We start from the raw sequence: 16,384 nt of genomic DNA on the forward strand, positions 1-16,384 counted from the left end.
CAACCTGATTAGCGCCCGTTGCCGGGCGCCAGGATTACAGTTTCTTGGCTTTCTCGATCGCTTCTTCGATGCCGCCGACCATGTAGAACGCTTGTTCTGGCAGGTGGTCGTAGTCACCGTTGAGGATGCCTTTGAAGCCAGCAATGGTGTCTTTCAGGGAAACGTATTTACCCGAGGCACCAGTGAAGACTTCAGCCACGAAGAACGGCTGCGACAGGAAGCGCTGAATCTTACGAGCGCGGGTAACGAGTTGCTTGTCGGATTCCGACAGCTCGTCCATACCCAGGATCGCGATGATGTCTTTCAGCTCTTTGTAACGCTGCAGCACGTACTGAACGCCACGAGCGGTGTCGTAGTGTTCCTGGCCGATGACCAGTGGGTCCAGCTGGCGCGAAGTCGAGTCCAGTGGATCGACCGCTGGGTAGATACCCAGGGAGGCGATGTCACGGGACAGTACGACGGTGGCGTCCAAGTGGGCGAACGTGGTGGCTGGCGACGGGTCAGTCAAGTCATCCGCAGGTACGTATACGGCTTGTACCGAGGTGATCGAACCGGCCTTGGTCGAAGTGATGCGCTCTTGCAGAGTACCCATCTCTTCAGCCAGGGTCGGCTGGTAACCTACGGCCGATGGCATACGACCCAGCAGTGCCGAAACTTCGGTACCGGCCAGGGTGTAACGGTAGATGTTGTCGACGAACAGCAGAACGTCGTTACCTTCGTCACGGAACTTCTCGGCCATGGTCAGGCCGGTCAGTGCAACGCGCAGACGGTTACCCGGCGGCTCGTTCATCTGGCCGTATACCAGGGCAACCTTGTCCAGTACGTTGGAGTCCTTCATCTCGTGATAGAAGTCGTTACCTTCACGAGTACGTTCACCCACACCGGCGAACACGGAGTAACCGCTGTGTTCCATCGCGATGTTACGGATCAGTTCCATCATGTTTACGGTCTTGCCTACGCCGGCACCACCGAACAGACCAACTTTACCGCCTTTGGCGAACGGGCAGACCAGGTCGATAACCTTGATGCCAGTTTCCAGCAGATCGTTACCACCCGCTTGCTCGGCGAACGAAGGAGCGGGTTGGTGGATACCACGACGCTCTTCTTCACCAATCGGGCCAGCTTCGTCGATCGGGTTGCCCAGGACGTCCATGATACGGCCCAGGGTAGCTTTACCAACGGGGACCGAGATAGGACCCTTGGTGTCGATCACTTCCAGGCCACGTTTCAGGCCTTCGGTGGAACCCATTGCGATGGTACGAACCACACCGTCGCCCAGCTGCTGCTGAACTTCCAGAGTGGTTGGCGCGCCTTGAACATTCAGCGCGCTATAGATGCTCGGTACGCTGTCACGTGGAAATTCCACGTCGATGACGGCGCCGATGATTTGAACGATACGTCCGCTACTCATAGCAGGATCCTCTGAATATTTGAACCGTTAAACCGCGGCAGCGCCGCCGACGATTTCCGAGATCTCTTGGGTGATCGCAGCCTGACGCGCCTTGTTGTAGACCAGCTGCAATTCGCTGATCAGGTCGCCGGCGTTGTCGGTGGCGTTCTTCATCGCGATCATCCGCGCAGCTTGTTCAGCCGCGTTGTTCTCAACCACCGCCTGGTAGACCTGCGACTCCACGTAGCGAACCATCAAGCCGTCCAGCAGCTCCTTGGCGTCGGGTTCGTAGAGGTAGTCCCAGTGGTGCTTGAACTCTTGATCCGGGGTTGCGACCAACGGAATCAACTGCTCGACCGTTGGCTTTTGCGTCATGGTATTCACGAACTTGTTGGACACCACGGACAGGCGATCAATACGGCCATCCAGGTAGGCATCCAGCATCACCTTGACGCTGCCGATCAGATCATTGATCGATGGCTCTTCGCCCAGGTGGCTGATCGCTGCTACGACATTGCCACCGTAGATGCGGAAAAAGACCGCGCCCTTGGTACCAACTACGCACAGATCGATCTCGACGCCGTGTTCGCGGTTTACCGCCATGTCCTTGACCAGGGCCTTGAACAGGTTGGTATTCAAGCCGCCGCACAGACCACGGTCACTGCTCACCACGATGTAACCGACACGCTTTACAGCGCGCTCGATCATGAACGGGTGGCGGTATTCCGGGTTGGCGTTGGCCAGATGCCCAATTACCTGGCGGATATGCTCCGCGTAGGGACGGCTGGCTGCCATGCGCATTTGAGCCTTGCGCATTTTGCTGACCGCCACTTTTTCCATGGCGCTGGTAATTTTTTGCGTGCTTTTGATGCTCGCAATCTTACTGCGAATCTCTTTTGCGCCTGCCATGTAACACCTATCAGGTTAGCAAGCGGGAGCCTCGCGGCTCCCGCTGCGGCTTACCAGGTTTGGGTGGCCTTGAACTTCTCGATACCGGCTTTGATGCCAGCGTCGATTTCGTCATTGAAGTCACCCTTCACGTTGATCTTCGCCATCAAATCGGCGTGATCGCGGTTGAAGTAAGCAATCAGGGCCTGCTCGAAGCTACCAACCTTGGCGATTTCCACGTCAGTCAGGAAACCACGCTCAGCGGCGTACAGCGACAGCGCCATGTCCGCGATGGACATTGGAGCGTATTGCTTCTGCTTCATCAGCTCGGTAACGCGCTGACCGTGCTCCAGTTGCTTGCGGGTGGCTTCGTCCAGGTCAGAAGCGAACTGGGCGAATGCCGCCAGTTCACGGTACTGAGCCAGAGCGGTACGGATGCCACCGGACAGCTTCTTGATGATCTTGGTCTGAGCGGCACCGCCCACACGGGATACCGAGACACCGGCGTTCACTGCAGGGCGGATGCCCGAGTTGAACATGGCCGATTCCAGGAAGATCTGACCGTCGGTGATGGAAATCACGTTGGTCGGAACGAACGCGGAAACGTCGCCAGCCTGGGTTTCGATGATCGGCAGTGCGGTCAGGGAACCGGTCTTGCCAGTCACTGCACCGTTGGTGAACTTCTCTACGTACTCTTCGGAAACGCGCGATGCACGCTCCAGCAGACGGCTGTGGAGATAGAACACGTCACCTGGGTAGGCTTCGCGGCCTGGTGGACGGCGCAGCAGCAGGGAAATCTGGCGGTAAGCCACTGCTTGCTTGGACAGATCGTCATAAACGATCAGCGCGTCTTCACCGCGGTCGCGGAAGAATTCACCCATGGTGCAGCCGGAGTACGGAGCCAGGTATTGCAGGGCAGCCGATTCGGAGGCACTGGCAGCTACGACGATGGTGTTAGCCATGGCGCCGTTTTCTTCCAGCTTGCGTACGATGTTGGCAATGGTCGATTGCTTCTGACCAATGGCAACGTACACACAGAAGATGCCGCTGTTTTTCTGGTTGATGATCGCGTCGATCGCCATGGCGGTCTTGCCGATCTGACGGTCGCCGATGATCAGCTCACGCTGGCCACGGCCGACAGGGATCATGGCGTCAACCGACTTGTAGCCAGTCTGTACAGGCTGGTCTACCGATTTACGCCAGATCACGCCTGGTGCGACTTTCTCGACCGCGTCAGTCTCGGTGTGGCCCAGAGGACCTTTACCGTCAACAGGGTTACCCAGTGCGTCGACGACGCGACCCAGCAGTTCCTTACCAACCGGAACCTGCAGGACGCGGCCAGTGCACTTGGCGCTCATGCCTTCGGCCAGGGACTGGTAAGCACCGAGAATAACGGCACCTACGGAGTCCTGCTCCAGGTTGAGGGCCATGCCGAAGACGCCGCCCGGAAACTCGATCATCTCGCCGTACATGACGTCGGCCAGACCGTGAATCCGCACGATGCCGTCAGATACGCTGACGACAGTGCCTTCGTTACGGGCTTGAGAGGTCACATCGAGCTTGTCGATGCGGCCCTTGATAATTTCACTTATTTCGGAAGGATTGAGTTGCTGCATTGCTCTGCTGCCCCTTCAAACTCAAGATTTCAATGCTTCGGCCAGCTGCGCGAGTTTGCCACGCACTGAACCATCGATTACCAGGTCGCCAGCGCGAATGACGACGCCCCCAATCAGGGATGCGTCAAGCGCGGCGTGCAGTCGCACTTCGCGGCCAAGCCGTGCACTGAGAACCTTGGCGAGTTTGTCTTGCTGTTCGTCGTTCAATGCAAAAGCACTGGTTACTTCCACGTCTACGGATTTCTCGAGCTCGGCCTTGTACAGGTCGAACTGAGCGGCGATCTCCGGCAACAGCAGGAGACGGTCGTTTTCCGCGACAACATGAATGAAATTCTGTGCCTGGCTATCAAACTTTTCACCGCACACTTCAATGAAAGTGGCGGCCTTTTGTGCGCTCGTCAGTCGCGGGGCCTTGAGCAGGCGCTGCATGGTGTCGTCTTCCGACACCGCAGCAGCCAGGCCGAGCATGGCTGACCAATTGGCCAGTTGCTGGTGGGCCTGGGCATGCTCGAAGGCTGCCTTAGCGTAAGGTCGGGCCAACGTGGTCAGTTCTGCCATGATCGCCCTCGCTTAGATTTCTGCAGCCAGTTTGTTAACCAGCTCCGCGTGCGCGTTTTGATCGATTGTGGCGCCCAGGATCTTCTCGGCACCGCCTACGGCCAGAGCACCCACTTGGGCACGCAGCGCGTCTTTGACACCGTTCAGTTCCTGCTCGATCTCGGCTTGAGCCTGAGCCTTCACGCGATCAGCTTCGACACGGGCCTGTTCACGGGCCTCGTCGACGATCTGAGCGCCGCGTTTCTTGGCTTGCTCAATGATTTCGGCTGCTTGAGCTTTAGCATCACGCAGTTGCTGACCCGCTTTATCTTGGGCCAACTCCAGGTCGCGAGCTGCTCGTTGTGCAGCGTCCAAACCATCCGCGATCTTCTTCTGACGTTCTTGCAAAGCCGCGATGACCGGAGGCCACACGAACTTCATGCAAAACAGTACAAAAATGAAGAACGCAACGGACTGGCCAATCAGGGTTGCATTAATGTTCACGCCAACACCTCGCTCGTTCTTGTTCCATCACACCAATCAACTCGAAGGTTCGAGAGATTAGCCAGCGAGTTGACCAACGAAGGGGTTCGCGAAGGTGAAGAACAGAGCGATACCAACACCGATCATGGTGACGGCGTCGAGCAGACCGGCAACGATGAACATTTTAACTTGCAGCATTGGAACCATTTCTGGCTGGCGAGCAGCGCCTTCCAGGAATTTGCCGCCCAGCAGGCCGAAGCCGATAGCAGTACCCAGTGCGCCCAGGCCGATCAGCAGAGCAACAGCGATAGCGGTTAGACCAACTACAGTTTCCATCTTTCCTCCCGACTTTTACGTCGTATTGGTTAGGTTTTTTAGATTAAAGCGGTAAAACAAATCGTTTTTGCAGCAGCCCCGGCAGACTCCCCCCAAGGGCACCCTCCCACCGGGGTGGAAGGGTCATCAGACACGCAAGGCGAGTCTTAATGGTTCTCTTCGTGCGCCATCGACAGGTAGACGATGGTCAGCATCATGAAGATAAAGGCCTGCAGGGTGATGATCAGGATGTGGAACACAGCCCACGCCCACTGCAGTACAACGCCCAGACCGCTCAGCCACAGCAGACCGCTGCCGAACATCACGGCGATCAGGATGAACACCAGCTCGCCGGCGTACATGTTGCCGAACAGTCGCAGGGCCAGAGAAATTGGCTTGGCGATCAGGGTCACGAATTCCAGCAGGAAGTTGACCGGGATCAGGATGATCTGAACCAGCATGTTCTTGCTGCTGAACGGGTGCAGGGTCAGTTCGCCCAGGAAGCCGCCGATACCCTTGATCTTGATGCTGTAGAAAATGATCAGTGCGAACACCGACAGCGCCATGCCCAGGGTAGCGTTCGGGTCAGTGGTGGACACTGCACGGAACGGAATCTCGTGATCGCCAGTGATGGCGGCGGCCAGATGAGGGATCCAGTCGACCGGGATCAGGTCGATGGCGTTCATCAGGAACACCCAGGCGAAGATGGTCAGGGCCAGGGGAGCGATCACGGCGCTGCGGCCGTGGAAGCTGTCCTTGACGCTGCCGTCGACGAACTCTACCAGCACTTCTACGAAGTTCTGCAGGGCGCCAGGTTGGCCGGAAGTCGCCTTTTTAGCCGCCATGCGGAAAATCAGGACGAAAATCAGACCCAGGGCAACGGACCAGCCGAGGGTATCGACGTGGAAAGCCCAAAAGCCCATTTCCTTGGCTTGTGCTGCGGAGTGGGCAAAGCCCCAGCCGCCATCTGGTAGTTGACCGAAGGTCAAGTTCTGCAAGTGGTGCTGGATATAGCCCGAAGCGGTTTCTGCTGCCATGGTTGCCTCAAACGCCCTAAGGTCTCGAAAGTCTTGTTTTCATCAGCAGGGGTGCGAACCAGCTGACCAGCTGGGTCAGCACGAAGACACCGAATACTGCCAACGGCGCCAATGGTTTCACTCCTGCAAACGTCAATGCGAACAGCACTGCCGTCAAAATCAATTTGCCTGCCTCGCCGGCGTAGAACGACCGGACGATGGCTTGCGCGGCTCGGGCTCCGGTAAACCGGAAAGCCTTGTGAGCAAAATACAAATTCGGCAACCAGGCAATCAGCCCTCCAAGGAGGCCCGAATACCCGCTGACTGCCCCGCGCCACTGCCACAACGCCAAGGCTGCCAACAGAAACACGACACATTGAGCCAGCAATACCGGAAATACCGCCAAGCGATGGAAGGGCAGGCGGTTTGGCGTGCGGGTTTCCATCACAATTGCTCCTCGTGAGTCGGCGCGCCAAAATCAATGACTTGGCATAATTTGTGCCGACAAAATGCGCGCAGAGTATAGGGGCGGTTCAGCCCCTATTCAACTGCCGGGTAGTGATTTCCGACTGCGCGCTACAGAAGGATTGTTTCAGCGAATGTGGGCGAGCACACCTTGGAGCTCATCCAGGGAGTTGTAACGGATCACCAACTGACCCTTGCCCTTTTGCCCGTGGCGTATCTGCACATCAGAGCCTAGACGCTCTGCCAGGCGCTGCTCAAGGCGGGTGATGTCCGGATCGGGCTTGGCCGCTTCCACCGGTTCAGGCTTGCCGCTGAGCCACTGGCGAACCAGCGCCTCAGTTTGGCGCACGGTCAAACCACGTGCGACAACATGTCGCGCCCCTTCGACCTGTTGTTCATCGGGCAAACCGAGCAAAGCACGGGCGTGGCCCATCTCCAGGTCGCCGTGGGACAGCATGGTCTTGATCACTTCCGGCAACGAGATCAGGCGCAGCAGGTTGGCCACGGTCACCCGCGACTTGCCCACGGCGTCAGCCACCTGTTGCTGGGTAAGTTGGAATTCCTGCTGAAGGCGCTGAAGCGCGATGGCTTCCTCCACCGGGTTCAGGTCTTCGCGCTGGATGTTCTCGATCAGGGCCATGGCAATGGCCGCCTCGTCGGGTACATCGCGGACCATGGCCGGGATGGTGTCCATGCCGGCCTGCTGGCTGGCGCGCCAGCGGCGCTCACCGGCAATGATCTCGAAGCGGTTGTTGCCGATGGGGCGGACCACTATCGGCTGCATCACGCCTTGGTTCTTGATCGAATGGGCGAGCTCTTCCAGCGCCTGTGGGTCCATGTCCCGGCGTGGCTGGTATTTGCCGCGCTGGATCACGTCCAGGGGCAGGTGCTGCAATTCTCTCTGGTCGACCTGTACGGCCTGTTCTTCCAGCGCGCTGACGGTGGGCCCGCTTAGCAGGGCATCCAGTCCACGTCCGAGACCTCGTTTCTTCACGGCCATGTGGATTCCTTAAGCTTTTTCAGCGCGAGTTTGGCGACGCTGGCGGCGAACCATCTCGCCCGCCAGGGCCAGGTAGGCCAGAGCGCCACGCGATTGTTTGTCGTAGGCGAGCGCCGGCATGCCGAAGCTTGGGGCCTCGGCCAGGCGGATGTTGCGTGGAATCACGGTGTCGTACAGCTGGTCGCCGAAGTGTTCCTTGAGCTGCGCGGAAACATCGTTGATCAGGCTCAGGCGTGGGTCATACATGGTGCGCAGCAAGCCTTCGATCTTCAGTTCCGGATTCAGCAGCTCGGCAATGCGCTTGATGTTATCCACAAGGTCGCTCAAACCTTCCAGGGCGAAGTACTCGCACTGCATGGGGATGATCACCCCATCGGACGCCACCAGGGCATTGAGGGTCAGCATGGACAGCGACGGCGGGCAGTCGATCAGGATGTAGTCGTAGCTTTCGCGGATAGGCGCCAGCGCGGTACGCAGGCGGCTTTCCTTCATCTGCATTTCCAGCAACACCACTTCGGCCGCGGTCAGGTCGCGGTTGGCCGGCAGCAGTTGGTAACCGCCGTGCTCGGAAAAGTGCATGGCCTGGGACAGGTCGCACTCGCCGATCAGCAAGTCGTAGACCGAGTTTTCCAGGCCGTGCTTGTCCACACCGCTCCCCATGGTGGCGTTGCCCTGTGGATCGAGATCGATCAGCAGCACGCGGCGCTTGGTCGCGACCAGCGATGCTGCGAGGTTGATGCAGGTGGTGGTCTTGCCCACACCACCTTTCTGGTTCGCTATCGCGAATACCTTAGCCATTATTGCGTGTGTTCCCAATCATGCCGTGCGGCGCAGTATCAGCAGATGACGTTGGCCTTGGCAACCCGGTACGGCCAAGGCCTGTGCGCTTTCGAGGTGAAAATCTGCCGGCAATGCTACCAGCTCGTCGGCAGGATGCAGCCCTTTCATTGCCAGCCAGCGTGTATTCGTGTCGCCCAGGTGGCGGGTCCAGTTGGTGAAGTCTTCCAGACTGCTGAAAGCGCGGGAAATAATCCCGTTGAACGGCAGCGCTGGCTGGAACCCTTCCACCCTGCTGTGGATAACTTGTAGGTTGTCCAGCTTCAGCTCCAGTTTCACCTGGGTGATGAAGCGGGTCTTCTTGCCGTTGCTGTCCAGGCAGGTGATCTGTTTTTCCGGAAACAGGATAGCCAGTGGAATGCCTGGCATGCCACCGCCGCTACCCACGTCCAGCCAGCGCTCGCCGCCACCGATGTGGGCGATCACACTCAGGCTGTCGAGCAAGTGGCGCGAGACCATCTCGTCGGGGTCGCGCACGGCGGTCAGGTTGTAGGCCTTGTTCCACTTTATCAACAGGGCCAGGTAGGCCAGCAACTGATCGTGCTGCACTTGGCTCAATTCGACGCCCAGTTCCCGAGCCCCTTGGGCCAATTCCTGCGAGTGGTGTGGGGTGACCATAGAACTCAAGCGCTTTGCTCCAACTCGCGGCCTGCGCCGCGTTTTTTCAAATGAATCATCAACAGCGAGATAGCCGCCGGGGTGACACCGGGAATGCGTGAAGCCTGGCCCAGGGTTTGCGGACGCGTTATCCCCAGCTTGCCCTGAATCTCCTTGGACAGCCCGGAAATCGCAGCGTAGTCGATATCCACAGGCAGCCTGGTGTTTTCACTGGCGCGCAGACGGGCGATCTCGTCCTGTTGACGGTCGATGTAGCCGGCGTACTTGGCCTTGATTTCGACCTGTTCGGCGACCGTAGGGTCGACGGCGCCTTCGCCAGTGACCTCGATCAAGCCGTTGTAGTCGATTTCCGGCCGAGTCAGCAGGCTCATCAGGTTGTACTCATGGCCCAGTGGCGTGCCGAATTTCTCGGCCACGGCATCACCACGCTCGGTGCCTGGCCGAACCCAGGTGCTTTTCAACCGCTGCTCTTCCAGCTCGATGGCCTCGCGCTTGGTGCAGAACGCTGCCCAACGGGCATCATCCACCAGGCCCAGCTCGCGACCTTTTTCGGTGAGGCGCAGGTCGGCGTTGTCTTCGCGCAGGATCAGCCGGTATTCGGCGCGCGACGTGAACATGCGGTACGGCTCCTGGGTACCCAGGGTAATCAGGTCGTCCACCAGCACACCGATGTAGGCCTCGTCGCGGCGAGGGCACCAGGCATCGCGACCCTGGGCGCGCAATGCGGCGTTGGTGCCGGCCAGCAGGCCTTGCGCACCGGCTTCTTCGTAACCGGTGGTGCCGTTGATTTGCCCAGCGAAAAACAGGCCGGCGATGACCTTGGTCTCCAGGCTGTACTTCAGGTCACGCGGGTCGAAGTAATCGTATTCGATGGCGTAGCCGGGGCGAACGATGTGGGCATTTTCCATGCCGCGGATCGAACGCACGATCTGCAACTGCACGTCGAACGGCAGTGAGGTCGAGATGCCGTTGGGGTACAGCTCATGGGTGGTCAGGCCTTCCGGCTCGATGAACACCTGGTGGCTGTCCTTGTCGGCAAAGCGATGGATCTTGTCTTCGATGGACGGGCAGTAACGCGGGCCGACACCTTCGATCACACCCGAGTACATGGGCGAGCGGTCAAGGTTCGCGGCAATGATCTCGTGGGTGCGGGCGTTGGTGTGGGTAATCCAGCAGCTGACCTGGCGTGGGTGCAGTTCCTTGGAGCCCATGAACGACATCACCGGGATAGGCGTGTCACCCGGTTGCTCGGTCATGACCGAGAAATCCACCGAACGGCCATCGATACGCGGTGGCGTACCGGTTTTCAACCGGCCCACACGCAGCGCGAACTCACGCAGGCGGCGCGCCAGCGCGGTGGAAGGCGGATCCCCTGCCCGACCGCCCGAGTAGTTTTCCAGGCCAATGTGGATAAGCCCTGCCAGGAAGGTACCGGCGGTCAACACCACGGAGTCGGCGAAGAAACGCAAACCCATCTGGGTGACCACACCGCGTACCTGGTCCTGTTCGACGATGAGGTCGTCGCACGACTGTTGGAATATCCACAGGTTGGGCTGGTTCTCGAGAATCTCGCGCACGGCAGCCTTGTACAGGATGCGGTCGGCCTGTGCCCGGGTGGCACGCACGGCCGGGCCCTTGCGGTTGTTCAACACACGGAACTGGATACCACCTTTGTCGGTGGCCAGCGCCATGGCGCCGCCGAGCGCATCGATCTCTTTGACCAGATGGCTTTTGCCAATGCCACCGATCGCAGGGTTGCAGCTCATCTGCCCGAGGGTTTCCACGTTATGTGTCAACAGCAGGGTTTTTGCGCCCATGCGCGCTGACGCAAGCGCAGCCTCGGTTCCGGCATGGCCGCCGCCGATGACGATCACTTCAAAACGGGAAGGGAAATCCACCACGCACCTCGTGCCTGTTCATTGATGGGTAATTGGGATAGCTCACCAGTATAGGGACTTACCCCCCCCTAAAGGAACCTTTTGCACAAAATTTAACCAGCTGTGGATGAGCGGCGTGCCAGGCGCCGCAGAAATAAAAATAGAGAAAGAAATTTATTAAAGCTTTGTTTTTATGTTTATTTCTATACAGCCACATTTCTGTGGATAAGGTTCTACAGCCCTTTATCTACGTGCTGTACAGAGAAGCTGTACCCTGTGGCCATGTGGCGATGAGCCCCGTGGATAAGCGACTTAAACCTGTGGATGAAAGTGGTGGTTATACACAGACGGAGTTGTCTCCAGGTTTGAGGCGTGCTTATCACCAGAGCTGAAGGTGGGTTACCCACAGGGCTTATTTCGGGATTGTTGATAGATTTACAGGCGTACAAGCTGTCGTTGGCAGCGAAGGCCCGCACAGCGGGCCTGTGATAGACATCACACCGGTGAAGGCCCTAAGGGCCTTTTCACAGCCTGGCGGCAGCAACGGGGAGATGGGTTTAGCGGCTGACCAACACTGGGTCTTCGCGATAACGATTGCCGAACAATTTCGCCAGGTTGGCGATTTTCGGTTGGTCGTTGATCATGATGTAGAGGCTGTGGGGGTTCTGTACCAGGTAGTCCTGGTGATAAGCCTCGGCAGCGAAAAAGCCGTTGAGGTTTTCCACAGTGGTGGCCAATGGTTTGCCAAATGCATGGGACGCGTCGAGTTGGGCGATGTAGGCCTGGGCCACCTGGCGCTGCTCGGCGTTGGCGACGAATACCGTCGAACGGTACTGCGTACCACTGTCAGGGCCTTGGCGGTTCAGCTCGGTAGGGTCATGGGCCACTGAGAAATAGATCTGCAACAGCTGCCCATAGCTGATCTGCGTGGGGTCATAGGTGACCTGCACCGATTCGGCATGGCCGGTGTCACCCGAACCTACCTCCTCGTAGTGCGCCGTGCGCGCCAGGCCGCCGGCATAGCCCGACACCGCCTGGGTAACACCTTTCACATGTTCGAATACGCCCTGCACGCCCCAGAAGCAGCCACCGGCGAATACCGCCGTCTCGCTGTGGATTGTTTTGCTGCTTTCATCGAGCTTGGGCGGGTCAACGGCTATCGCGTTCTCCGCAGCTTGAGCACAGGCGGCTGTGGACAAGATGGCGGCGGCGAGTACGCTACGAAAAATGGCTTTCATTGCAGTCTCCAAAGATCGGGGCGCCTGCAGGGATGTGGACAACCTGCTGGCGCCCCGTCAGATCACTGATCCTTGCTCATCGAGTCCTTGCTCATCCCGTCCTTGGACATGCTGTCTTTCTTAGCCGCATCCTTTTTCATGCTGTCCTTGGACATAGTGTCCTTTTTCATCATGGTGTCTTTTTTCATGGTGTCCTTGGACATCGAGCCGTTGGACATGCTGCCGTTGCTCATCGAATCATTGCTCATGGTGTCGGCGGCATACGCTGCGGCGGTACCGAAGGCCAGGCACATGGTCAGTACGACGGTGGATACTTTCTTCATGGTAGTGCTCCTTCAAACGTGGGGCGAAAGTGCACGACGTGTGCCGTGCTGTGGATAAGTTTGCGTCAGCTGCCGCCAAACCAGTTGTAGCCCTGGTCTTCCCAGTAGCCACCGGGGTAGGTGTTGGTGACGAAAATGGCCTGGATATGCTTGGGGTTCTTGTAGCCAAGCTTCGTGGGCATGCGCAGCTTCATGGGGAAGCCGTACTGGCGCGGCAAGGTCTGGCCGTCATAGGTCAAGGCCAGCAGTGTCTGCGGATGCAGGGCAGTGGCCATGTCGATGCTGGTGTAGTAATCATCGGCGCATTTGAAGCCGACAAAGCGCGCGCTGGTGTCGGCGCCCACGCGTTGCAAAAAGTCGCTGAACCGCACCCCGCCCCACCGACCGATCGCACTCCAGCCTTCCACGCAAATGTGACGGGTGATCTGGTCAGTCTGCGCCATGGCGTGAAGCTCCTCCAGGCGCCAGCTGCGCTTGTCGGCCACCATGCCAGTGACCTCCAGCCGGTACGTGGCCTGCTCGACGCTAGGGGCCTCGTCCTCGCCGTAGAAGGCATTGAACGGAAACGGCCGGGTGATCATTGACTCGTCATACACCGGCGCCAGCGCCTTGGGGTCGAACAGCCAGCCCTGCACCCGATCGTTGAAACGCGAGATGCTCGCCAGGGCAGCGTCCACGTGCTGGTCATCGCTGATATTGCAACCGCTGAGCATGGCCACACCGCCCAGGGTCAGGCTGCGCATCAGAAAGTCGCGACGGCTGGCGCCCTGGATACGCGGAGCCAACAGCTTGCGCGCTTCGTCGAGGATGGATTTATCCACAGGCATCAGGCTTTCCTCCCCTTGCCGGTAATCATCAACAGCAAGGTGCGCGGCACCAGGGCCACCATCACCAGATGCACCACCACGAACATCATCAACAGCGTCATGGCAATGAAGTGAACGCGACGTGCGGCTTCGTAACCGCCCAGCAACTCACGCAGCAGCCCGAACTGGACAGATTTCCACAGCACCAGCCCGGAAATGACCAACAGGGCAATGTCCACAATGGCAAACAGATACGCGAACCGTTGCACCTGGTTGTAATGAGTCAGGTCATCGTGGGCGAGTTTGCCGCGCAAGGCTGTGGATAAATCCCTCAGCACGCCACGGGGCGACACCGGAAAAAAGCGCTGGAACAGACGTCCGCTGGCTATATTGAGCATCAGGTAGAGGACGCCGTTGGCGAACAGCAGCCACATTCCAGCGAAATGCCATTGCAGTGCGCCCCCCAGCCAACCGCCCAGCGTGAGTACTGCGGGGAAGGAAAAGTCGAAAAACGGTGACGCATTGAAGATGCGCCAGCCGCTGGACACCATGATCAGCACGGCCAGGGCGTTGAGCCAGTGTGTCAGGCGTAGCCAACCTGGGTGGCTGGCGCTGCGGGTCATGGTTGCTGTGCTGGCCATCTCGGGCTCCCGGTATCAGCGTTCATGGCGCCATTGTTCGGCCCGGCCGATCTCGAAGTCCTCACGCAGAGTTAAATTAAATGTGATAACTGCCACGCCGCTTTTTCGCGACAATGGCTATCAAGACGCCTGGGGATAACTGCATATGGAACGGCCAAAACGCGTGCTCATCGTTGAAGATGACGCTCACATCGCGGACCTGCTACGCCTGCATCTTCGTGACGAAGGTTACGTGGTGGAGCATGCCGGGGACGGCCATCTGGGCGTGCGCATGCTGGAAGAAGGCCAATGGGACGCGCTGGTGCTGGACTTGATGCTACCCGGCATTGACGGGCTGGAGATCTGTAAACGAGCCCGGGCCATGGCCCGCTATACGCCGATCATCATTACCAGTGCACGCTCCAGCGAGGTGCACCGCATCCTGGGGCTTGAACTGGGGGCCGATGACTATCTGGCCAAGCCGTTCTCCATGCTGGAGCTGGTGGCGCGGGTGCGGGCGCTGTTGCGCCGTACCGACGCCATGGCGCGCAATGCGCGGCTGGAATCCGGCCTGTTGATAACTCACGGGCTGAGTATTGACCCCGTAGCCCGTGAATCCAGCCTGGATGGCAAGGCACTGGGGCTCACCCCCCGGGAATTCGACTTGCTGTATTTCTTTGCCCGGCATCCAGACCAGGTGTTCTCGCGCATGGACCTGCTCAATGAGGTATGGGGTTATCAACATGACGGTTACGAACATACCGTCAACACCCACATCAACCGCCTGCGCACCAAGATCGAAGAAGACCCCACCATACCCAAACGCATCCTGACGGTATGGGGGCGCGGCTACAAATTCGTCGCCAGCCCCGTTGTCGCGGAGACCAGCTCTTGAAAACCCTGACCCTCAGCCAGCGCCTGTCGCTGGTGTTCGCCGCCCTGCTGCTGGCCAGCAGCGGGGTGTCCATCTGGCTGCAGATCAGTGCCAGCAACCGCCATGAACTGGAGGTCGTGCAGCGGCTGTCCAGTGGCCTGGCGGCGCACATCGCCGGCACCGCGCAGTTGATGGACGCCAGTGGCTGGCGCGCCGACGCCGTGCACGACCTCTTCGACAAGCTGATGGCCGTGAACCCTTCGGTGGAATTGTACCTGCTGTCCAACGATGGCCGTGTTGTGGGTAACGGCGCCCCCGACAACAACCTCCGGCGTACCACCATCGACCTTGCCCCTGTGCATAAGTTTTTGGCTGGCGCCCCGCTGCCGGTGCTTGGCCAGGACCCGCGCAACCTGGATGTGGATAAAGTATTCAGTGCCGCACCCGTGCAGGTTGACGGGCGGGATGCCGGTTATGTCTACGTGGTACTCCAAGGCAAGGCACACGATGCCTTGGTAGCCTCGCTGTACGGTGACTCCGCCCTGCGCGTTGCCCTGTGGATAATGTGCTGCATGGTCGTCCTTACCCTGATCATGGGGCTAATTGCCTTCCGCTCCATCACCCGCCCCTTGCGCGCCCTGACCCGCACCGTTCGCGAATTCGACGGCAACGGCCAACGCGCCGCAGCCTTGCCCAGCAATCCGGTGGAACAAGGTGACGAAATTGCTGTGCTCAGCAGCGCGTTTGCACAAATGGGCCAGCGTATCTCGGAGCAATGGCAGGAACTGACTCGTCAGGACCAGCAGCGACGCGATCTGGTGGCGAACATTTCTCATGATCTGCGCACTCCGCTAACTTCCCTGCATGGCTACCTGGAGACGTTGCGCATCAAGGACGAAAGTTTGACGCGCGAGGAACGTCGCCACTATCTGGACGTGGCGCTGGGGCAAAGTCGCAAGGTGGGTCGCCTGGCGCAGGAGTTGTTTGAGCTGGCGCGCCTGGAATCGGGCCTGGTTCATCCACAGGCCGAGATTTTTGCGTTGCCCGACCTGGTGCAGGACGTATTCCAGAAGTTCGAACTGGCCGCTGAGGCACGCCAGCAGAAATTGGAAGTGGACATGCCCCATGCCCTGCCCAGCGTTAACGCCGACCTGGCGATGATTGAGCGCGTACTCACCAACCTGCTCGACAATGCCATCCGCCACAACCCTCCCGGTACCCGCATTGTCGTGCGTTTGCAGGGCCGGGAGGGTGATGTGCAGGTACAAGTGATCGACACGGGCAAGGGCATCGCGCCGGAGCTGCACGCAGGATTGTTCACCCGCGCATCGGCCTTGCGCCGTTCCTCACCGGAAAGCGGCGGCTTGGGACTGATCATCGTGCAGCGCATGTTGCAACTGAACGGCAGCGATATCCACATGGCCGCCGGGAAGCCGACCGGCACGGTGCTCAGTTTCAAGTTATCCACAGCAGCGTAGCGG

The 16,384-nt window shown here is 59.0% G+C and carries 18 protein-coding genes; 2 read left to right on the forward strand and 16 right to left on the reverse strand.

The genetic code is table 11. The annotated features are described in order from the left end of the window. Positions 1 to 34: 34 nt before the first annotated feature. From atpD to PMM47T1_RS06905, 16 genes are all read right to left on the reverse strand, one after another. On the reverse strand, positions 35 to 1,411 hold the full coding sequence (atpD, locus tag PMM47T1_RS06830; RefSeq protein ID WP_008367077.1) for a F0F1 ATP synthase subunit beta: 1,377 nt from the start codon (positions 1,409 to 1,411) through the stop codon (positions 35 to 37). 27 nt (positions 1,412 to 1,438) lie between these two features. Further along, a complete protein-coding gene (atpG, locus tag PMM47T1_RS06835; protein WP_008367078.1) occupies positions 1,439 to 2,299 on the reverse strand; it encodes a F0F1 ATP synthase subunit gamma in 861 nt (286 codons plus the stop codon). A gap of 50 nt (positions 2,300 to 2,349) precedes the next feature. Further along, positions 2,350 to 3,894 carry a F0F1 ATP synthase subunit alpha gene (atpA, locus tag PMM47T1_RS06840; RefSeq protein WP_008367080.1) on the reverse strand — a complete coding sequence of 515 codons (1,545 nt, stop codon included), beginning with the start codon at positions 3,892 to 3,894 and terminating at the stop codon, positions 2,350 to 2,352. Between the two features lie 21 nt (positions 3,895 to 3,915). Then, positions 3,916 to 4,452, reverse strand: coding sequence for a F0F1 ATP synthase subunit delta (locus PMM47T1_RS06845; RefSeq protein WP_008367082.1), 537 nt, complete (start codon positions 4,450 to 4,452; stop codon positions 3,916 to 3,918). A gap of 12 nt (positions 4,453 to 4,464) precedes the next feature. Then, positions 4,465 to 4,935: a F0F1 ATP synthase subunit B gene (locus tag PMM47T1_RS06850; RefSeq protein WP_008367083.1), complete on the reverse strand. Its 471-nt coding sequence runs from the start codon at positions 4,933 to 4,935 to the stop codon at positions 4,465 to 4,467. 57 nt (positions 4,936 to 4,992) lie between these two features. Further along, entirely contained in the window at positions 4,993 to 5,250 is a 258-nt protein-coding gene (gene atpE, locus PMM47T1_RS28930) for a F0F1 ATP synthase subunit C (protein WP_002555987.1), read from the reverse strand. Positions 5,251 to 5,396: 146 nt separating this feature from the next. Beyond that, positions 5,397 to 6,266: a F0F1 ATP synthase subunit A gene (atpB, locus tag PMM47T1_RS06860; RefSeq protein WP_008367084.1), complete on the reverse strand. Its 870-nt coding sequence runs from the start codon at positions 6,264 to 6,266 to the stop codon at positions 5,397 to 5,399. A gap of 16 nt (positions 6,267 to 6,282) precedes the next feature. Then, positions 6,283 to 6,690, reverse strand: coding sequence for a F0F1 ATP synthase subunit I (locus tag PMM47T1_RS06865; protein WP_008367085.1), 408 nt, complete (start codon positions 6,688 to 6,690; stop codon positions 6,283 to 6,285). A gap of 147 nt (positions 6,691 to 6,837) precedes the next feature. Beyond that, a complete protein-coding gene (locus PMM47T1_RS06870) occupies positions 6,838 to 7,710 on the reverse strand; it encodes a ParB/RepB/Spo0J family partition protein (protein ID WP_008367086.1) in 873 nt (290 codons plus the stop codon). Positions 7,711 to 7,719: 9 nt separating this feature from the next. Continuing rightward, entirely contained in the window at positions 7,720 to 8,508 is a 789-nt protein-coding gene (locus tag PMM47T1_RS06875) for a ParA family protein (protein ID WP_008367087.1), read from the reverse strand. 18 nt (positions 8,509 to 8,526) lie between these two features. Beyond that, entirely contained in the window at positions 8,527 to 9,165 is a 639-nt protein-coding gene (rsmG, locus tag PMM47T1_RS06880; protein ID WP_177323369.1) for a 16S rRNA (guanine(527)-N(7))-methyltransferase RsmG, read from the reverse strand. 5 nt (positions 9,166 to 9,170) lie between these two features. Next, positions 9,171 to 11,063, reverse strand: a complete 1,893-nt coding sequence (gene mnmG / locus PMM47T1_RS06885; RefSeq protein WP_008367089.1) for a tRNA uridine-5-carboxymethylaminomethyl(34) synthesis enzyme MnmG — start codon at positions 11,061 to 11,063, stop codon at positions 9,171 to 9,173. A gap of 536 nt (positions 11,064 to 11,599) precedes the next feature. Then, positions 11,600 to 12,280, reverse strand: coding sequence for a peptide-methionine (S)-S-oxide reductase MsrA (gene msrA, locus PMM47T1_RS06890; RefSeq protein ID WP_008367090.1), 681 nt, complete (start codon positions 12,278 to 12,280; stop codon positions 11,600 to 11,602). Positions 12,281 to 12,342: 62 nt separating this feature from the next. Continuing rightward, positions 12,343 to 12,603: a pentapeptide MXKDX repeat protein gene (locus PMM47T1_RS06895; RefSeq protein WP_008367091.1), complete on the reverse strand. Its 261-nt coding sequence runs from the start codon at positions 12,601 to 12,603 to the stop codon at positions 12,343 to 12,345. A 65-nt stretch (positions 12,604 to 12,668) separates the two neighbouring features. Next, the gene (locus tag PMM47T1_RS06900; RefSeq protein ID WP_008367093.1) at positions 12,669 to 13,430 is read right to left on the reverse strand and encodes a molybdopterin-dependent oxidoreductase; all 762 of its coding nucleotides are present in this window, start codon (positions 13,428 to 13,430) and stop codon (positions 12,669 to 12,671) included. Then, entirely contained in the window at positions 13,430 to 14,050 is a 621-nt protein-coding gene (locus PMM47T1_RS06905; RefSeq protein WP_008367095.1) for a cytochrome b/b6 domain-containing protein, read from the reverse strand. Before PMM47T1_RS06905 ends, PMM47T1_RS06900 begins: the two co-directional genes overlap by 1 nt. 145 nt (positions 14,051 to 14,195) lie before the next feature. Between PMM47T1_RS06905 and PMM47T1_RS06910 the strand changes: the two genes are divergently transcribed. Next, complete coding sequence (locus PMM47T1_RS06910; protein WP_008367097.1) at positions 14,196 to 14,924, forward strand: response regulator transcription factor; 729 nt, start codon at positions 14,196 to 14,198, stop codon at positions 14,922 to 14,924. Next, positions 14,921 to 16,381, forward strand: coding sequence for a sensor histidine kinase (locus PMM47T1_RS06915; RefSeq protein WP_008367098.1), 1,461 nt, complete (start codon positions 14,921 to 14,923; stop codon positions 16,379 to 16,381). Before PMM47T1_RS06910 ends, PMM47T1_RS06915 begins: the two co-directional genes overlap by 4 nt. Positions 16,382 to 16,384: the final 3 nt, after the last annotated feature.

It is taken from the genome of Pseudomonas sp. M47T1 (genome assembly GCF_000263855.1).
In the GTDB taxonomy this organism is placed as follows: domain Bacteria; phylum Pseudomonadota; class Gammaproteobacteria; order Pseudomonadales; family Pseudomonadaceae; genus Aquipseudomonas.

Bases quoted from the DNA above. Each gene is read 5' to 3' on its own strand.
- PMM47T1_RS06900 (WP_008367093.1), bottom strand. From the start codon at position 13,430: ATGCCTGTGGATAAATCCATCCTCGACGAAGCGCGCAAGCTGTTGGCT.
- atpA (WP_008367080.1), bottom strand. From the start codon at position 3,894: ATGCAGCAACTCAATCCTTCCGAAATAAGTGAAATTATCAAGGGCCGC.
- PMM47T1_RS06875 (WP_008367087.1), bottom strand. From the start codon at position 8,508: ATGGCTAAGGTATTCGCGATAGCGAACCAGAAAGGTGGTGTGGGCAAG.
- PMM47T1_RS06895 (WP_008367091.1), bottom strand. From the start codon at position 12,603: ATGAAGAAAGTATCCACCGTCGTACTGACCATGTGCCTGGCCTTCGGT.
- PMM47T1_RS06845 (WP_008367082.1), bottom strand. From the start codon at position 4,452: ATGGCAGAACTGACCACGTTGGCCCGACCTTACGCTAAGGCAGCCTTC.
- atpE (WP_002555987.1), bottom strand. From the start codon at position 5,250: ATGGAAACTGTAGTTGGTCTAACCGCTATCGCTGTTGCTCTGCTGATC.
- msrA (WP_008367090.1), bottom strand. From the start codon at position 12,280: ATGAAAGCCATTTTTCGTAGCGTACTCGCCGCCGCCATCTTGTCCACA.
- atpB (WP_008367084.1), bottom strand. From the start codon at position 6,266: ATGGCAGCAGAAACCGCTTCGGGCTATATCCAGCACCACTTGCAGAAC.
- PMM47T1_RS06910 (WP_008367097.1), top strand. From the start codon at position 14,196: ATGGAACGGCCAAAACGCGTGCTCATCGTTGAAGATGACGCTCACATC.
- PMM47T1_RS06870 (WP_008367086.1), bottom strand. From the start codon at position 7,710: ATGGCCGTGAAGAAACGAGGTCTCGGACGTGGACTGGATGCCCTGCTA.
- atpD (WP_008367077.1), bottom strand. From the start codon at position 1,411: ATGAGTAGCGGACGTATCGTTCAAATCATCGGCGCCGTCATCGACGTG.
- PMM47T1_RS06865 (WP_008367085.1), bottom strand. From the start codon at position 6,690: ATGGAAACCCGCACGCCAAACCGCCTGCCCTTCCATCGCTTGGCGGTA.
- rsmG (WP_177323369.1), bottom strand. From the start codon at position 9,165: ATGGTCACCCCACACCACTCGCAGGAATTGGCCCAAGGGGCTCGGGAA.
- PMM47T1_RS06905 (WP_008367095.1), bottom strand. From the start codon at position 14,050: ATGGCCAGCACAGCAACCATGACCCGCAGCGCCAGCCACCCAGGTTGG.
- atpG (WP_008367078.1), bottom strand. From the start codon at position 2,299: ATGGCAGGCGCAAAAGAGATTCGCAGTAAGATTGCGAGCATCAAAAGC.